Raw genomic sequence first — 17709 nt, forward strand, 5'->3', positions numbered from 1 at the left:
TACCGCTGCGACTGAACGTAACGGTCTACTTTTCTTCACCAGCTAGGAAGAACCAAGTATCTAGCACAGAATCAGGGTTCAATGATACCGAGCTGATACCTTGTTCCATTAACCAGAACGCTAGATCTGGATGGTCTGATGGGCCCTGACCACAGATGCCAACATATTTGTTTTGCTTACGGCAAGCGTCGATAGCCATAGTGAGCAATTTCTTAACAGCAGTGTCACGCTCATCAAACAGATGTGAGACGATACCTGAGTCACGATCAAGACCAAGCGTTAACTGAGTCAAATCGTTAGAGCCGATTGAGAAACCATCGAAGTACTCTAGGAACTCTTCTGCGAGTAACGCGTTGGTTGGTAGCTCACACATCATGATGATGCGTAGACCATTTTCACCGCGTTTTAGACCATTTTTCTCAAGTAACTCGATTACTTGCGCCGCTTCACCAGTGGTGCGGACGAATGGAATCATGATCTCAACGTTGGTTAAGCCCATCTCATCACGAACACGTTTTAGCGCTTTACACTCAAGCTCAAAACAGTCACGGAAGTTGTCAGAGACATAACGGCTAGCGCCGCGGAAACCAAGCATTGGGTTCTCTTCTGATGGCTCGTACAGCTTACCACCAAGCAAGTTAGCATATTCGTTTGATTTGAAATCTGACATACGAACAATAACTGGCTGATCCATAAAGGCAACGGCTAGGGTTGAGATACCTTCAACCAATTTATCAACATAAAAGTCAACAGGTGAGGCATAGCCTGCGATACGCTCTTGAATGGCTTGTGAGATCTCACGTGGCAAGCTGTTCATGTTTAGCAGCGCTTTTGGATGCACACCGATCATACGGTTGATAATAAACTCTAAACGCGCAAGACCAATACCTTCGTTTGGCATCTGGGTGAATGAGAAGGCGCGATCTGGGTTACCAACGTTCATCATGACTTTGAATGCAAGCTCTGGCATAGACTCAACCGAGTTGGTCTGTACTTCAAAGTCAATCTGGCCTTCATAAATAAAACCAGTGTCGCCTTCAGCACAAGACGCAGTCACGTCTTGACCATCGACTAGCAGTTCAGTGGCGTTACCACAACCAACGATGGCGGGCACACCTAACTCACGCGCGATAATGGCTGCGTGACACGTACGACCACCACGGTTGGTGATGATGGCAGAAGCGCGCTTCATGACTGGTTCCCAATCTGGATCAGTCATGTCTGATACCAGAACATCGCCTTCTTCTACTTTGTCCATCTCGTTTAGGTGAGTAACGATACGTACTTTACCCGAACCGATGCGCTGACCGATTGAACGACCTTCACACAATACTTTTGCGCCAGTCGTGTCGATGACATAACGCTCCATGACATTGCTGTCTTGGCGACTCTTAACGGTTTCAGGACGTGCTTGAACGATAAAGATTTCACCGCTATCACCGTCTTTTGCCCATTCGATATCCATCGCGTGGCCATAATGCTGCTCGATGGTTACTGCTTGCTTGGCAAGAGAGGTCAGCTCTTCGGTAGTCAAAGAGAACTGCATGCGATCTTGTTTTTCAACATCGACCGTTTTCACTGATTTTGCGGTGCTGCCTTCATCACCATAAACCATTTTCTTGTGTTTGCTGCCTAGGTTACGACGAATAACGGCAGGCTTACCATCAGCGAGCAGACGTTTTGAGATGTAGAATTCGTCTGGGTTGACCGCACCTTGTACAACCATTTCGCCAAGACCATAGCTTGACGTGATGAACACGACTTGATCAAAACCGCTTTCGGTATCCAGCGTGAACATAACACCAGCAGCACCAGTCTCTGAGCGCACCATACGCTGTACGGCAGCGGACAATGCCACACCTTCGTGCTCAAAACCTTTGTGTACACGGTAAGAGATTGCACGGTCGTTATATAGCGAGGCAAATACTTCTTTAATAGCAATTAGGACGTTATCAATACCGCGAATGTTCAAGAAGGTTTCTTGTTGACCAGCAAATGACGCATCTGGCAAATCTTCAGCAGTCGCAGAAGAGCGTACAGCAACAGCGATGTCTTCGCCGCCGCTCATGGTTTCGAACGCTTGACGTACTTCTTGCTCAAGATCTTTTGGCAATTCTTGCTCAATAATCCAAGTACGGATCTTTTTACCAGTCGCCGCAAGCTTATTAACATCATTGACATCCAATGTGTTTAGCTCGTTGTTGATTTTTTCTAATAAGCCTGTTTCTGTCAAAAAGCGATTGAATGCGTTTGATGTGGTGGCAAAGCCGCCTGGAACACTAACGCCTAAATCAGAAAGATGGCTGATCATCTCGCCAAGTGAGGCATTCTTGCCACCAACCATTTCGATGTCGTCTTTTCCTAGCTGATCAAGATTGATTACAAGTGCTGTAGATTGCGCTGCCATGATAACTCCAGAAAATAAGGTTATTTAGTAAAGATTATAACGGTGAATTATACCGCCATATTAGGAGGAATTCGAGGGGTTTTACCAAAAAACTTGTTAAAAATACACAAATTGTAGGATTTGCTACACAGAGTAAGGCCAGTCTAATCAAGTTTCGTATTTACTCAGATGAAAAATATCATTGCTAGTGACGATGTTATGCGCTTTCAAAAGCCAATTACTGCATAAAATAGACGTATTCAAATAAGCCATATTTAGAGTATTTTTATAATTTATGTTTCAATCTTATGTTTATATATAGGAAATGCTATAAAAAATGCCTTGATGAGAGGTGGATTGGTTATGACGACAAGATGAAAAACAATGTTGGTGCTAAGTGTACGCCTGTAACATTAATTTCTATTAACAAGCTAATATGCGTATAATGTAGCGGATAGATAAGTGATGCATATGGCCATATAAATATGCAATAGCAGCGCTGCCATCGTTCTGCATTTACAAGAGATAAGGCAGCCAAAGTTAGATAATTGCTATTAGATCAATACTAAAAATGAAATGAAGATCATTATTGAGCTTTCAACCGAGGTGTCAACGTTATGTACTCAAGCAATCCATCTGAACAAGTCAAGTCCACTATCCAAAATCGTCATGCGCTAAACTTGGACAGCTCACAAGCCATCAGAACGGCATTTTTTATCTCAGATGGCACCGCAATTACGGCTGAGACCCTCGGACGCGCTATTTTGAGTCAGTTTGCCTCGGTCCCTTTTGAGACAAGAGTGTTGCCATACGTCGATAGCTTAGAGCGTGCCGATGATGCCGTAGAGCAGATCAACATGGCGTATCAACGTGATGGGTCGTTGCCGTTGGTGTTTGATACGATCGTCAATCCAGAGATTCGTGAAAAAATCAATTCAGCACACAGCTGTAATTTGGATATGTACGAAGGGTTGATTGGCCGCGTTGCAGAAGAGACTGGCGTAGAGCCAGATGGTCATTCAGGTCATGCGCATGATGATGTTGATTCTGAGACATATAAAGAGCGTATCGATGCAGTCCATTTCGCCTTAGACAATGATGATGGCGCACGTACTCGTCATTATAATGCAGCAGATATTATTTTGGTGGGTGTGTCACGCTCTGGTAAGACACCGACTTCTCTATACTTAGCATTACAATTCGGTATTCGAGCCGCTAACTATCCTCTGACCGAAGATGATTTGTACGACAATCAACTACCAAAAGCGCTGCGTGACCATAAAGACAAACTGTTTGGTTTGCTCATTGATACCGATCGCTTGGTAAAAATACGCCAAGAGCGCCGTGCGGGCAGTCGTTACTCAAGTTATCAGCAATGCCAGCAAGAACAGCGCGCGATACAGGGAATTTATATCACGCATGGTATCCCAAGTTTGGATGTATCAGAGATGTCTGTTGAAGAAATTGCAACGCGTATTTTACAGATGACAGGTCTTAAACGCCGCATTGGGTAATGGACTATTAATTTTATAATATGTAATCGTCATCAAGTTTGTAAAAAGTCTATTCATGCCTTATGGTGAGTACAACTTTACTAAGCTGCTTGGATATTAAAAATATTAACTCGTGCACATAGATATTAATAGAGCAAACAATACATAAAGAGGACATGATGGTAAGTAAGAATATAGGTGACGCAACCAATGATACTGGTAAAGACGTCCATACTGAAGTATCGAATAAATCTAATGGTCGTTCGCCCAATCCTGAGCATACTGAAGGTAAAAACGCAAAACAGAAAATCGAGCAGACTCATGAGCAGGTCACTGAAGATATCATGCATTACCCTGATCTCATCAACCCGCTTGATGACACTCGTATTGATATCAAATCTGGATTTACCAAAGATTCTCGTCGACTAAAAAGTGACGATCACGAGTATGAGTATGATGCGGTGGTTTTAGGTGCAGGTCCTGCTGGTGAAGCCGCTGCCATGAAGCTGACCAAATCTGGTAAAAGAGTGGTCGTCGTCGATCCGCGTGATCAAGTAGGAGGTAACTCTACTCACGTCGGTACAATTCCTAGTAAAGCATTGCGCCAATCAGTATTTAACTTGATTAACTTCCGTCGCGACCCGATGTTTACCAAAGCGATGGAGTATAAGCAAGTTCCGCTAAATGAAGTATTGGCTAAGGCGCGTCAAGTAATCCGTCGTCAAGTCAGTACGCATACCCGTTTTTATGAGCGCAACCGTATCGAAGTTATTCAAGGTTGGGCAAGTTTTATTGACGCTCATACGCTGCGCATTGAAGTCGACGACAATATCTACGAAACTATTACTTTCAATAAAGCCATCATTACTGTCGGTAGTCGTCCTTACCGTCCTGATATTTTAGACTTTAAACATCCACGCGTTTTTGACTCTGACAAAATCTTGCAAATGGATTATGTCGTCAAAAAAATCATCATCTATGGTGCAGGGGTGATTGGCTGTGAGTATGCTTCTATTTTTACAGGACTTGGTTATAAGGTTGATCTTATTAACAACCAAGATCAGCTACTGAACTATTTGGATAGCGAAATCAGCGATGCGATCGCGCATGACTTTAGACAGTTCGGTGTGCTTATCCGTAGTAATGAAGAGATTGATCATCTCGAGACTCATGATGATTATGTGGTCTTGCACTTAAAGAGCGGCAAGCGCATCAAATCTGATGCCATTCTTTGGTCAAATGGTCGCTCAGGTAACACAGAAGGCTTAAACTTAGAAGCCATTGGGCTAAAAGCAAATAGCCGTGGTCAGTTAAAAGTAGATGATACTTACTGTACGGACGTCGACAATATTTATGCTGCTGGTGATGTCATCGGTTGGCCATCATTAGCCTCTGCTGCCTATGATCAAGGTCGCTGTGCTGCTGCCTTTATGGTCGGTGATAGTGATGCCGAGCCAGTATCTAGTGTCCCAACTGGTATCTATACCATTCCTGAAATCTCTTGTATCGGTAAAACAGAGCAGGAGCTAACGGATGAGAAAGTTCCGTATGAAGTGGGTCAAGCGTTCTTCAAACATCTGGCACGTGCCCAAATCATTGGTGAACGCTCGGGCGTATTAAAGATATTGTTCCATCGTGATACGTTAGAAATTTTAGGCATTCATTGCTACGGCAACCATGCTTCAGAGATTATTCATATTGGTCAAGCAGTGATGAAGTGCAAAAGCAACAATACGCTTGAGTATTTTGTAAATACGACTTTTAACTATCCAACGATGGCAGAAGCGTATCGTGTGGCTGCGCTTAACGGTTTGAACCGAGTATTTTAATGTTTAAAAATGACTCAAAGTGAAAGTGTCATATGTATAAAGAAGCGCCTGCTAATATTAGCAGGCGCTTCTTTATGCTCATAGATTTAATTAACTTAAAGATTTATCAGTAGGCTTTTTTTTGCGGAATACGCTTGCGTAAAAATAGCAATAAAACAAAATAGAGCAACCACAAGCCTGCCAACGCATAAAACCCTATGGCGACTTGAGAGATACTTGCACCCATTTGGTTAAGCTGTACAGAGGTGTTGATCGCAGGGGTAGTTGGTACGATCCAGCGTATTACTTGCAAAACTTGGGGCAACTGGTCGGCTGGCCAAGGGTAGCCGCTTAAGAAGAATATCGGTAGGGAGATAAAGATTAAGATCTGCATACTGCGCTCACGCTGCCGGAACCATAGCCCAAGTACACAGCCGAGCGTTGCGACTGTCGGACAAAACAGTGCTAAAAACAATAGCGTTCCGAGCATATTTTGCCCACGTGGATAATGATGCAGCTCAAACGCCCAACCATAATAAAAACAGCCAATGATAAAGCTTAGCGTGCTCAGCGCTGTGATACGTCCGAGCCAACCGCGTACACTCGCAGCATGACGCCGCTGCTCATACCAAGTGCCAATCAGCATGGCGGTTGCCATCAATAGTGTCTGTTGTAAGATAATGACGGAGACGGCTGGTACGACGTAGGCACCGTAGCCTTCAGTTTGATTATAAAGTGGCATGATTTGTAGTGGTACTGCTTGAGCGCTCTGTGCTGCGGTGGGTGCATAAGCGCCTTTAGCGATATTTTTCTTTACCTTGATCCCCGCTGATACGGTACCAACTGCTTTAGAGAATCCCAGTTGGACGTTCTTATTTAAAATAAAGTAGCCGCCATTGCCGAGGACGCTAACATACGCTTGCTGTCCTGACATGACTTGTTCTTCAAGGCCGCTTGGAATCACCATATAGCCTGCAATTTGATCGGACCATATGGCTTCTTTGGCCGCTTGTTCATTGATAAAGTGCTCAGTATCTAGATATGGACTGGCACTTGCATAACGAGCGAGCGTGCGCGACAAGTTACTATTGTCATGATCAACAATACCCACTGGTACATGGTTGACCACTTCAGTTGAGTAGGGCCAAGGATAGAAAAACCCATAGATAATCGGGGCAATAATCAACATCAAAAGCACGCCTTTATCCCCAAAGACATCTTTTATAGTTTGAGAGAAGCTTGCCCAAAAAGTCTGCGCAGTTAAAGAAGTGGTGGCTTTAGCGTTGTTTTGCTTGGTATTTAAAGGTGATGACATCAGCGTGCTCCCCAGCGTTCAGGATGCGCCAATGCGCGTTTGGTCAATAGGGCTGTCAGTAGCATGGCGATGATAGTGGCAAGCGCCAGACCGTAGACAATAGGCACAGAGATAGCAATAGGCGCTTGCATTTGTAACTGGGCAATATGTAGCTTGAGGTAATGTGTCAGTGGCAATGCATTTGACCAGTATTGCGCGCTATCACTAATCGCAATATAAGGAAAGGTCACACCAGCAAAGGCATAAGAAGGCGCTGAAATAAAACCAGTGGTTGACAAACCCATACGCAGTGAAAAGGAGTTCAAAGTAAAAATAGCACCAAGCCAGAATGACAGTATCATCAAACACAATAGGCCGATATATACTGCGATGATTGACCCAATGCTTATATTTTGGTTCGACGTTACAAGCCACAATACCAAAGCCGACCATAAGCTATAGGCCAATATTGGCCAAAAATACTTACCCAATAGACCGGATAGCAATACTGATATACTCACCGAATTGGGCATTTTTGAGTCTGATGATGGTGCAGTGTTGTTGGTGCTATCTTGTGTGGTGTTTAACGCAGCTGCTTTTTTAGAGGATTTAACCAAAGCTAAGTCAGGTGTACCTGTACTGATAAAGCGATACCAGTGACCAATATTTTTATCGCGCAGCTCGCGACCAATGGTGGTTGCCCCGACGACCATCGCTAATATGTGTAGCAGGGCAGGTATGACGGTCGATGCCAAAAACTGCTGATAATCGGTTGCAGCATTGAACAAACTAATACGCTGGATACTGATAGGCGAGTAAGCAGTCATGGCTTGCGACGGCCCTACGCCTTGCTTTACCAATCGTTTGATCTCTACCCCTGCGGATAAGGTGCTAGCGACTGCTTGGACAGCCGTTTGAATAATGCCAGAGTGCGTACCGTACTGGGCGTTTACTTGTAGGATTAAAGGGGCAGGCTTGTTAGATAAAATGTTACGCGAAAAGTCTTCAGGAATGATGACAACCGCATAAATATCACGTTGCAAGATCGCAGCCTCTGCATCCGCTGGTGAATAATAAAGTTGTCTAACCGTAAGCGTAGGACTGGCTTCTAAGTAACGTACGGTAGTATTGGCAACAGCACTATTGTCTTGATCGATCACTCCAATGGGTAAGTCAGTAATCTGCGTTTGTGAAAATATCCACCAAATCAGCAGCACTGTGGCTAGTGGTATCCATACCACCATACTAAGGTCCCAATGGTTTTTGGCTAAAAAACGGCGCTCATAAGCGGCGCTACGTAAAAAAGCCTCACTTAACTTAGTCAAGTGCATGGCCTACTCTTGGTTCTGATTGATAGGATTAATATGCACAACCACACTCATTCCTGAGCGAATGCGAGTATCAGGCGTGGATGGTCGTGCTTTGACCTCAAAGGTACGCACATCAAAACCATCATCATTGTTGGTCGGTCGCCAAGTGGCAAAATCAGATAAGGTCGATGTCGCATAAACAGTAAACTGCTTGCTATAAGGCTTATCTGCTGATGATAATGCGGGAATAGTACCTGTAAATGTCTGACCGATAGCGAACTGGTTTAAATACGACTCAGTGACATTGAGCACTACCCATTGGTCATTGGTATCCACCAACGTCAGCAAAGGAACGCCTTGACCGATGACTTCTCCAGCACTAACGATGACATTGTCCACAACACCAGCGATAGGGCTCTTTAGATTGGCCTCTTCTTTTGCTGCCAGTGCTTCATCTAGCTGGGCATCAACTTGTGCGACTTGAGCGGTAGCCGCTGATTTGTCTTCACTGCGAGCACCTTCTAATGCCAAATCATATTGCAAACGTGCGGCTTCAGTTTGGTCTTGAGTGGCTAGGTATTGGGCATAAGCCTCATCGCGTTTTTGCCGTGCCATCAATCCTTCTTCATACAGACGATTGACACGCTGATAGGTGTTTTCTGCCAAATCAGACGCGGCTTTATTGGCTTGCCAAGCGGCTTTGGCTTGAGCGATCTCTTGCGGGCGTGCCCCGTTTTCTGCTTTGTCCAATTGACTTTGTGCGATTTGCTTACCAGCACGTGCTTGGTTGATCTTAGCGTTAATCTCAGGCGAATCCATCTCAATGAGTTGTTGACCCACCGTAACCGTATCACCTTCTGTCACCATAATGTTAGCAATGCGGCCTGCTACCTTTGCAGCGATAGAGGTTTGCTGCATTTGCATTTGCCCTTGGAGGGTAATGACTTCTGGTTCATTATGCTGATTGCTTTTATATAAACCGTATGCAATTGCGCCAAGAACACCTAATACAAACAGTACGAGCAATATCTTTTTCATACGAGCAGATTTATCAGCTTTTGCGTTGCCCCGACTATAAGCGGGTACAGATTGCTCTGGAACGTCAGACCCACTAGATACATTTTCTATTGGATCGACGGAGGCTTTTGTATCTTGAGAGGTCACTGACTCGTTTGAATCAACTGATTTATTTGAGTTGTCTGATTCGTTTGGAAATTCAGTCATGACGGTGTGATTCCTAAAGCAGCAAAGTTGAGAACAAAGGATTTATGATTAGTACACTCGAACAGCATAAGGTTTGGCATTGTCTATGGCTTCAGAATTAAAAATCGCACCAAAAGCGACGACAAAGGCTGAATAATATAGCCAAAGCATAATGACCACCGCCGCTGATAGCGCCCCAAATTCAGCACTATAGTTGTTGAAGTTTTGCACATAAATCGAAAACAGTACGGACAATATAATCCAAAGAATGGTCGCGAGCGTTGCTCCTGGAACCAGTTTTTTTAGTGCAACGGCATCGCGATTTGGCGCGAGACGATAAAGACTTAAAAAGCTTAAAAAGATAATACCCGCCAATACAGGCCATCTGGCCCACAGTGCAACCGTTTCAGCCACTTGAGGGAAGGGGAAGTAATTCGCTGCTACAGGGATAATAGCAATAGAAGACACCGCTATTATCAAGACGACTACTGCACCAAAGGTCAGGCTCACTGCTCGAACCGTGCCTTGTATAAAGCTGCGCTCTTGGGTGATATGAAAAGCGAGATTGACAAGGGCAATTAAAGATTTGATGCCTTTGGAACCAGCATAAAGGGCAAGTAAGGTCGATATGATCAGGCTAAATGTCAGCGTGGATTTGGTATTAGAGACCAACTCGCTCAGGCGCGAATTGAGGACTTCGTACACTGTATCAGGTATAAACGGACGCAAAATGGAGATATGCTCCTGCATCTCAACGGGTGAAAATACGAGACCATAAATCAGCACAAATACCGCCATTGCTGGAAAGATGGATAAAAAACCAAAAAATCCGACACTGGCGCAATGTGCCCAAACATTAGTGGTATTCGCAATAGGCCACGTTTGTAGCAAAGTTTGTAGCCAATTATTTATCGATTTGGACGTTGGTTTTTTCATAAAACAGTGATTCACTATAGTAATAGTATGGTTTATTGAGCGTTATTGTTTGATAGCGTCATGCTGATTTGGTATATATCTTCGCTCATTAGCCTTATAACACTTAAAAGTTGAAACGACGACATAGCGCTTATTCGTATACTTTATAAGCTTTCATATACAATCATCATTCAGTGTACAAAGTCGGCAGCTGGATATCAGCGGCATTAAGATAAGCGTTAAAAGCAAGCGGCGTACCGCAGCTTTGCATGAGTGCGGCCAATGACTGTACATAGTCGTTTGCTGCTTGCGCTTGCTCAGTACGTGCTTTGAGCGATTGCGTTTGTGCTTGTACCACATCGACTGTGGTATTCACGCCTTCTTGCAATCCTAAGCGGCGCAATCTTAACACTTCTGCAGCCAAATCAACGTTACTTTGTAGCGCTTGATAGCGTGATTGAGCATTATTAACATCGTGCCAGTTTTTTTCTACCAGCAGTAGCAGGTTGTCGCTGACTTCAATCTCAGAAAGATCTGCCTGACGTATTTGAGCATTGCTTGATGCCAATGACGCGGTTTTATCCAGTCCGCCCCATAGCTTCCAACTGGCAGAGATACCAGCGACCCAGCTTGGGTCTTTTTCGAGCTGACCATAACCATATAGCAAGACTGTCGGCTTGTAGCCAGTATCTGATAATGCATGCAACTGCTGAGCCTGCGCGCGTTTGGCGGCGACCTTTTGTAATCCTGGATGATTATTCAGTGCCAAATCCTGAAAATAGCTAACATCCGGTAGGGGACGGCTAGAGACAAATAATGGCGTCGTCGGCTTAATACGATAATCAGTACGTAGCAATCGCTGTAGCGCAATCATGGCTAAGCGCGCGTCGTTATTGGCATTGACGGATTCGCTTTTGGCATCGGCAAGCGCAGACTGTGCTTCTAGTCTATCGACGCGCGAAATAAAGCCTTCTTCAAACAAGCGTTCTGCCATATGATCCGTTTGCTGCAAGGTATCGTAAGCATCCTCACGTAAGTAAGCGGCAATGATCGCCAATTGGGCCTTAAAATACCGTTCAATTAACGTATTATAAAGCTCGTTTTTATCAAGGATGCTATCGGCGACTGCTTCTTGTGTGCGTGCATCTGAGGCGCCAGTCAATGCGTCCGTACGTCCAGCTGTATAAATAGGCCAGACCACACCAAGACCTGCGCCCGTCGTCGATCCTGAGCGCTTAATATTATAAGAGTCTGGAATTCGCTCACCGACCAACTCCCCAAAGTTTGGTAAATCTGGCAGGTCTGCAATCGGAGGAACCGCGTTATCGACGGTATTATTTACTCCGTTGACGATACCGTTTCTAAGAGACGATAGATCTATATCCTCATCAAGATGGTAAGCACTGGCAGAGACGCGCGCAAATACGAGGGGGTTGTCGATGGTTCTGAGGGCCTCAGTTTGGTATTCGCTGGCAGCGATGGCTGCTTGATTGGCCGCTATTTTGGGCGAGACTTGAACCAAAAGCTTTTGCGCTTGTTCTAGGCTTAAAAAGCTAGAGACTTCTAATGGATAGCTATTATCCACGGCTTTGTGTGTGATTAGATCGATAAGGGTGTTTAATGCACTGTGCTCAGCATGAGTCTCTGCTAATGTATGACTAGGTGCCATTGCTGTCTGAGCTGTCTGATTATTAATCTGACCATCGGCATCCACAATTTTTGTCACAGTCACCGGTGTCATGTCATCTGATGATTCTATATTATCTGAGCCCGTGCTCGCATAAGTCACTATAGGGCCGCTCATGAGTGCAACTGTCATCATAGCAGTCGGTAGCGCTGATAAAGTGAATTTCATAAGTCACATAAGCCATTAATTAGAATGTAAGGTATTATAAAATAACGGACAGCATTAATAGATTTTATCGCTCAGAATATAAAGCGGTCATACTATTATAAACGATTTGCTAGTAAGCGAATAAATGATGCTGAAATAAAGTATTTGTACTGAAATATCAGAATGCTTTTTAATAAAGTGCGTGCTAATACGAAAGCGCTAAAAATGTATCATTCAAAACAAGGCGTACACTGTATAGCCACAATGGTGACGGGTCAATGCTCAGTATTCTGCTACTCTCTATTGTGTCATCCCTAGCGGTATGATAGAGGTTTGAGCTGTTTTTTAAATATTCGTTTATAAGTAACATCATAGCGAATAAGACGTCTTAGAGTTAACCAATTTAAATTAACGTGCTGTTATTTTTATCATTAGGGCGTCTTGAACATTCGACCATGGCACTGACAGCGACTATTTTTTAGGCGATTCGATGTTAAGAATAATAAGTTTAGTCATTTTAAGCGCTTATTTTTAACGATGAAGCGGCAAAAAAGAGTCCTATCCCCTGCTTTTATCGTTGGGGCTGATGCTAAAATTGCCCCATACGGCGTTACAAATCTCGCTAAGGCATCTGCATTATCGTCGCTTTGTGCCTTGTCTGGAACCATTTTAGCGATCAGCAGTGCCTATTTGCGAATGTTCAACACGCCCTAAATAATTTGGCCAGTCATTTATAAAATATACAGTGATTGATTAACAGCAAATAATGAATAGCCACTGGTTTTTATCAAATAGAACCAACAATATCAGTAGAGGATATGCGTAATGGCAGGATATATTTTGGCGTTAGATCAAGGGACAACGTCGAGTCGAGCGATATTATACGATGATCATGCACGGCCTATTAAGATGGCACAACAGCCAACGACGCTGCAAACGCCAAAAGCGGGATTTGTTGAGCAAGACGCACAGCAAATCTGGCAAACTCAGATTAGCTGTGCGCATGATGTTATCAATCAGGCAGGGTTGCTTGCTACTGATGTCACCAGTATCGCGATTACCAATCAACGCGAGTCTATTGTCATGTGGGACAAGCAAACAGGGAAACCGCTCGCACCCGCTATCATTTGGCAAGACAGGCGCACGGCAAACTATTGCAAGACACTCGCTGCTGAAAGCGCTACCAATAGTATGGATGATAGCGTTCATCAGGGTGCTGATAGCGCCAATATGGCCGATGAGGTTCAGCGCATCACAGGTCTGCGCTTAGATCCGTACTTCAGTGCCAGTAAAATTGCTTGGCTGCTCGAAAATAATCCCAAACTCAGCGTACGTGCGAGTAAAGGTGAGATAGCAGTTGGCACCATCGATAGCTGGCTGATTTACAAGCTAACTGGCGGCGAGCATGTCATCGACGTGACCAATGCTTCTCGTACTTTGCTATTTGATATTCATAAATTGGCTTGGTCAGAGACGCTTTGCGATCGGTTTGCCATTCCTATGACTATATTGCCTAAGGTACTGCCATCTGACGGTGATTTTGGCAAAACCAAAAAAGGCCTATTTGCAAAGCAAATACCCATTCAAGCCGTGCTCGGCGATCAGCAGGCCGCGCTTTTTGGGCAAGGCTGTCTCGATGCTGGCATGGCCAAAAATACTTATGGCACAGGGTGCTTTATGCTGATGAACATTGGTCAGCAGCCAAAACTGAGCGAGCACAAGCTGCTAACCACCATCGCATGGCAGCGAAAAATATCGCCAACTCGTCCAGACAATTTATCATTTGATCAAATCTTACAGTCAGGTAAGCGAATGCTACAGCCACCCAAAAAAGAAGTTACCTATGCCTTGGAGGGTAGTGTTTTTATGGCAGGAGCTATCATCCAATGGCTACGTGACAATTTGGATATGATTCAACAAAGTAGCGATGTTGAAGATTTAGCTCGCCAAGTAGACAGTAGCGAAGGTGTGGTGCTATTACCTGCTTTTACCGGATTGGGTGCGCCTTACTGGCGTTCTGATATCAGTGCTAGCATCACTGGTATGAGCCGCGGTACTACTAAAGCCCATATTGCCCGTGCTGCGTTGGAAGCAGTTGCCTACCAGACTTATGATGTACTCATCGCCATGCAAAAAGACAGCCCTCATCCCTTGACTGAGCTGAGAGTAGATGGCGGCGCGGCAAATAATGATTTGCTGATGCAGTTTCAGGCAGATTTGCTAGATGTTCCGGTGCTACGTCCAAGAGACACAGAGATTACGGCAAAGGGTGCAGCACTACTCGCTGGTTTAAAGACTGGGCTTTACGATGAGTCAACCATGAAAGCATCATGGCAAGTAGATCGTATTTTTGAGCCAAGTATGTCGATTGATGCTCGTGAGCAACACCTTGATAAATGGCAACGTGCCATCGCAAGGTCATTAATGCAGATATAGGGTTGATTTCTATAGTAAATTTATCAATGCTAATCTCTTATGATTACCCAAAGTATGAGCGCACCGTACATAGACGTCATAAAGATACAGGCTGTAACGCAATGTAATCGCAATACGGACACAGTTTACATAATCAGGCTATCTGTCTCTACCTATAAGTTTCTATACTTCAGTTGGATTTAGCAATATCGCTAATCTTTTAGCAAATAAATAATTCAACAAATAATAAATAATTTAGGGACAATACTATGAGTAACCATGACGCTATCGATCGCAGTGAAGTAAAAAACATGTCTAAAGAGACAAAAGAAGATTTGAATGCAGACATTATTACAGGTGAGCCAGGCTCACATCCAGTAGGTACAGGTATTGGCGGTGTAGGCGGTGCAGCAGCAGGTGCAGCCATCGGTACTATGGCAGGCCCATTAGGTACGCTCATTGGTGGTGCAATCGGTGCAGTTGTTGGTGGCGGCGCAGGTCATGCAGCAGCTGAAGCCATTGATCCAACCCATGAGGAAGCTTACTGGCGCGCAGAGTATGCCAATGCTGATTATTACAAAGAAGGTTACGAGTTTGATCGCGACCTACACCCAGCGTATGCGGTAGGCTATGCAAATCGCGCTCGCTATCCAGTAGATGCACGTTTTGAAGATCATGAAGCCGACTTAGAGCGTTCATGGAATGAAGTGAAAGGCGATTCTCGTTTGGCGTGGGATGAAGCGCGTCTAGCATCACGTGACGCATGGCATCGTGTATCGTAGTACGTGTTTTACAAGAAAGTCAGATGTTAAAAAGACTTATGAATATGACTACTGTTTACTCAATGACTTTAATAGATAGCTAACTTAGCAGACGAGCTGTCTCTTAAAAACGCTGACAATAGATTACTATTTCGTTGCTGAAAATAGATTGATTGTACGATTGGTTCTATTAATGACTTTGACCAGCAGTATGTATGTTATTTTAAAACTTCCAAAGTCAACCTTTGGGAGTTTTTTTTGGCATAAAATTTGCTATGAATCCATATGTATGAATATAATATAAGAAAAACAGGGGACTTATGACTAATAATGACGGTAGTAAACAGTTTTATATTGCCACAGCTAATTTATTGAACTTTGCTAACCCTAATCGCATTTATTATGAGAATGCCCCAGCTTATGATAATAAAGCCTATGAGCATAAGCGACGTGGTCTGACAGATCTGCTGGCTAAAGCACACGCTGATATCATTGCCGTACAAGAAGTATGGGATAGTAATGCACTAGAAGCACTAGCTGTCGCACTAGGATTCAAACCAGAGCAGGTGGTTATTCCGCTTGCAAGCAATGACACTGCAAGTCCATATACTCAAGGTAGAGGCGCACAGCATACACCAGCCGTTGGTATTATTAGTCGATTTGAGCAATTAGAGACGACCTTATTAGAAGAGATTGCACCAAAAGCTGTGATTGATATCCCCGATATCGGGCCTCATCAGCATTTTAATCGTCCACCTTTGATATTGCGTGTTGACGCATATGGTCAACCAATAACGATCATCACGGCGCATCTAAAAAGTAAACGTGCGTTTTTCTTACGTGACGAAAATGGTAACCTATTAGAAGACATGGATGATCCAAATATCCGTATTCGTGCCAAGCTTCGTAGTTTGTGCATGCGTGCTGCAGAGGCGGCATCTATTCGTATGTCGATCATGGAACGTTTGCATCACACGCGTGAGCCATTGATACTGCTTGGCGACATGAATGATGTGACTGGTAGCGTAACAACCCAGCTGATGACGGAGACTGGCGAGGTTAATTATGATAAAAGTATGCGTGATGTCGCACTTTTTGACGCCGCTCGTATTCAAGCTCGCTATGGTTGGATGAAAGATGTGGCTTACACCCATATTCATCAAGGTATGCCAGAAGTGATCGATCAATTATTTGTTTCAGAAGAGTTCTTACCTGATAGCAAGTTTTCGCTCGGTCAGGTTGAAAGAGTTGATTATTTCAATGACCATCTTAAGTGGGATTATTCAGATAGGGTGACTGATCATGGTATTATAAGAGCGAAAATTAAACTGAATGATTAACTTCATAAAATTAGATAGTTAACTCTAGTAGAGTGTTAATCGATACATTAACTTTTAACCCATTCATGTCCCTTGCTTGATAGTGTACAAGCGTTTATGATGCCTCCTCATTGAGGTTAGTAGCGATAACGTTGGCTCTACATTTGAGCCACTCGTTGATTCTCCAGTGATTTAGGACGAATGCTACTCAATGAAGATTGAATTTATGAAATAGGACGTAACATTAAGAGATTTACAATGAGTGATAACAAAGACGAAAAAATTGAAGATGTGTTAGTAGATTCGGAGTTGGCAAAAAAACTTGTACCAAACAAGTTTAAATTTACCAGCCAACAGGGCCGCGCACGTCGTCAAAAACTTTTGGCTGGTGCCAAAAAGTTGAGTGAAACACAAGCTATTAATGATATTACTCTAGCAGCTGTGTGTGAAGAAGCAGGAATACCAAGAGCTTCTGCTTATCATTTCTTCCCTAACATTGAAGCAATATTTTTAGCATTGCGCTTTTTGAATGCGATTGAAATATTAGAGATGGTAGAAACCGTTGATATCGGCAACTACGATAGATGGCAAGGATATCTAACCGCGCTGATTGATCAATGCGTGACGATCTTCCATAACGATGAGACCAAAGCCAAACTCATTTATGACACCAATACGCCTGATTTTGAAGGTGATGAATTTGGCGAAGATATGGACCATCAAATTGTTGACTTGGTCTATAAGCGTTTATCAGAGCGTTATGAGATGCCAAATTTTGAGGATATCCAAAACACGCTATTGATTGCTTATAGTATTGTTAATGCGATATTTACCTTGTCTTATCGTCGTCATCAGACCATTACGGATGACTATATTCAAGAAGCAAATACCGCATTTATCGCGTACTTACGCTGCTATCTACCAGAAAAACTACCACGTAAAAACCGCTAATTTTATCTATAGTAGACACA

12 protein-coding genes are annotated in these 17709 nt (G+C 43.7%); 6 read left to right on the top strand and 6 right to left on the bottom strand.

From position 1 onward, the window contains the following. Positions 1 to 25 precede the first annotated feature (25 nt). Complete coding sequence (gene ppsA, locus CUR83_RS05535; protein ID WP_093070996.1) at positions 26 to 2407, bottom strand: phosphoenolpyruvate synthase; 2382 nt, start codon at positions 2405 to 2407, stop codon at positions 26 to 28. A 596-nt stretch (positions 2408 to 3003) separates the two neighbouring features. Between ppsA and ppsR the strand changes: the two genes are divergently transcribed. Together ppsR and sthA are read left to right on the top strand one after the other, a co-directional pair. After that, the gene (ppsR, locus tag CUR83_RS05540; protein WP_071001320.1) at positions 3004 to 3900 is read left to right on the top strand and encodes a posphoenolpyruvate synthetase regulatory kinase/phosphorylase PpsR; all 897 of its coding nucleotides are present in this window, start codon (positions 3004 to 3006) and stop codon (positions 3898 to 3900) included. 158 nt (positions 3901 to 4058) lie between these two features. Beyond that, on the top strand, positions 4059 to 5708 hold the full coding sequence (gene sthA, locus CUR83_RS05545; RefSeq protein WP_284719265.1) for a Si-specific NAD(P)(+) transhydrogenase: 1650 nt from the start codon (positions 4059 to 4061) through the stop codon (positions 5706 to 5708). Positions 5709 to 5814: 106 nt separating this feature from the next. Here the strand turns inward: sthA and CUR83_RS05550 are convergent, their stop codons facing one another. The 5 genes from CUR83_RS05550 to CUR83_RS05570 all read right to left on the bottom strand — a co-directional run bounded on the left by CUR83_RS05550 (position 5815) and on the right by CUR83_RS05570 (position 12264). Continuing rightward, the gene (locus CUR83_RS05550; RefSeq protein WP_071001324.1) at positions 5815 to 7002 is read right to left on the bottom strand and encodes an ABC transporter permease; all 1188 of its coding nucleotides are present in this window, start codon (positions 7000 to 7002) and stop codon (positions 5815 to 5817) included. Further along, positions 7002 to 8312: an ABC transporter permease gene (locus CUR83_RS05555; RefSeq protein WP_071001325.1), complete on the bottom strand. Its 1311-nt coding sequence runs from the start codon at positions 8310 to 8312 to the stop codon at positions 7002 to 7004. Before CUR83_RS05555 ends, CUR83_RS05550 begins: the two co-directional genes overlap by 1 nt. Before the next feature lie 3 nt (positions 8313 to 8315). Then, positions 8316 to 9515, bottom strand: coding sequence for an HlyD family secretion protein (locus CUR83_RS05560; protein WP_071001327.1), 1200 nt, complete (start codon positions 9513 to 9515; stop codon positions 8316 to 8318). Between the two features lie 48 nt (positions 9516 to 9563). Further along, complete coding sequence (locus CUR83_RS05565) at positions 9564 to 10430, bottom strand: YihY/virulence factor BrkB family protein (RefSeq protein ID WP_071001329.1); 867 nt, start codon at positions 10428 to 10430, stop codon at positions 9564 to 9566. Positions 10431 to 10596: 166 nt separating this feature from the next. Further along, a complete protein-coding gene (locus CUR83_RS05570) occupies positions 10597 to 12264 on the bottom strand; it encodes a TolC family protein (RefSeq protein ID WP_284719266.1) in 1668 nt (555 codons plus the stop codon). Positions 12265 to 13068: 804 nt separating this feature from the next. On the opposite strand from CUR83_RS05570, the gene glpK reads away from it, so the two are divergent. The 4 genes from glpK to CUR83_RS05590 all read left to right on the top strand — a co-directional run bounded on the left by glpK (position 13069) and on the right by CUR83_RS05590 (position 17689). Further along, on the top strand, positions 13069 to 14679 hold the full coding sequence (glpK, locus tag CUR83_RS05575; protein WP_284719267.1) for a glycerol kinase GlpK: 1611 nt from the start codon (positions 13069 to 13071) through the stop codon (positions 14677 to 14679). A 248-nt stretch (positions 14680 to 14927) separates the two neighbouring features. Beyond that, positions 14928 to 15440, top strand: coding sequence for a hypothetical protein (locus CUR83_RS05580; RefSeq protein WP_071001334.1), 513 nt, complete (start codon positions 14928 to 14930; stop codon positions 15438 to 15440). 299 nt (positions 15441 to 15739) lie between these two features. After that, the gene (locus CUR83_RS05585) at positions 15740 to 16759 is read left to right on the top strand and encodes an endonuclease/exonuclease/phosphatase family protein (protein ID WP_071001335.1); all 1020 of its coding nucleotides are present in this window, start codon (positions 15740 to 15742) and stop codon (positions 16757 to 16759) included. Between the two features lie 237 nt (positions 16760 to 16996). After that, the gene (locus tag CUR83_RS05590; protein WP_071001337.1) at positions 16997 to 17689 is read left to right on the top strand and encodes a TetR/AcrR family transcriptional regulator; all 693 of its coding nucleotides are present in this window, start codon (positions 16997 to 16999) and stop codon (positions 17687 to 17689) included. The last annotated feature ends 20 nt before the right edge of the window (positions 17690 to 17709 follow it).

Source organism: Psychrobacter pocilloporae (assembly GCF_029872915.1).
Lineage (GTDB): Bacteria > Pseudomonadota > Gammaproteobacteria > Pseudomonadales > Moraxellaceae > Psychrobacter > Psychrobacter pacificensis.

Excerpts from the sequence above, each read along its gene's own strand:
- ppsA (WP_093070996.1), bottom strand. The coding sequence starts at position 2,407 with ATGGCAGCGCAATCTACAGCACTTGTAATCAATCTTGATCAGCTAGGA.
- ppsR (WP_071001320.1), top strand. The coding sequence starts at position 3,004 with ATGTACTCAAGCAATCCATCTGAACAAGTCAAGTCCACTATCCAAAAT.
- sthA (WP_284719265.1), top strand. The coding sequence starts at position 4,059 with ATGGTAAGTAAGAATATAGGTGACGCAACCAATGATACTGGTAAAGAC.
- CUR83_RS05550 (WP_071001324.1), bottom strand. The coding sequence starts at position 7,002 with ATGTCATCACCTTTAAATACCAAGCAAAACAACGCTAAAGCCACCACT.
- CUR83_RS05555 (WP_071001325.1), bottom strand. The coding sequence starts at position 8,312 with ATGCACTTGACTAAGTTAAGTGAGGCTTTTTTACGTAGCGCCGCTTAT.
- CUR83_RS05560 (WP_071001327.1), bottom strand. The coding sequence starts at position 9,515 with ATGACTGAATTTCCAAACGAATCAGACAACTCAAATAAATCAGTTGAT.
- CUR83_RS05565 (WP_071001329.1), bottom strand. The coding sequence starts at position 10,430 with ATGAAAAAACCAACGTCCAAATCGATAAATAATTGGCTACAAACTTTG.
- CUR83_RS05570 (WP_284719266.1), bottom strand. The coding sequence starts at position 12,264 with ATGAAATTCACTTTATCAGCGCTACCGACTGCTATGATGACAGTTGCA.
- glpK (WP_284719267.1), top strand. The coding sequence starts at position 13,069 with ATGGCAGGATATATTTTGGCGTTAGATCAAGGGACAACGTCGAGTCGA.
- CUR83_RS05580 (WP_071001334.1), top strand. The coding sequence starts at position 14,928 with ATGAGTAACCATGACGCTATCGATCGCAGTGAAGTAAAAAACATGTCT.
- CUR83_RS05585 (WP_071001335.1), top strand. The coding sequence starts at position 15,740 with ATGACTAATAATGACGGTAGTAAACAGTTTTATATTGCCACAGCTAAT.
- CUR83_RS05590 (WP_071001337.1), top strand. The coding sequence starts at position 16,997 with ATGAGTGATAACAAAGACGAAAAAATTGAAGATGTGTTAGTAGATTCG.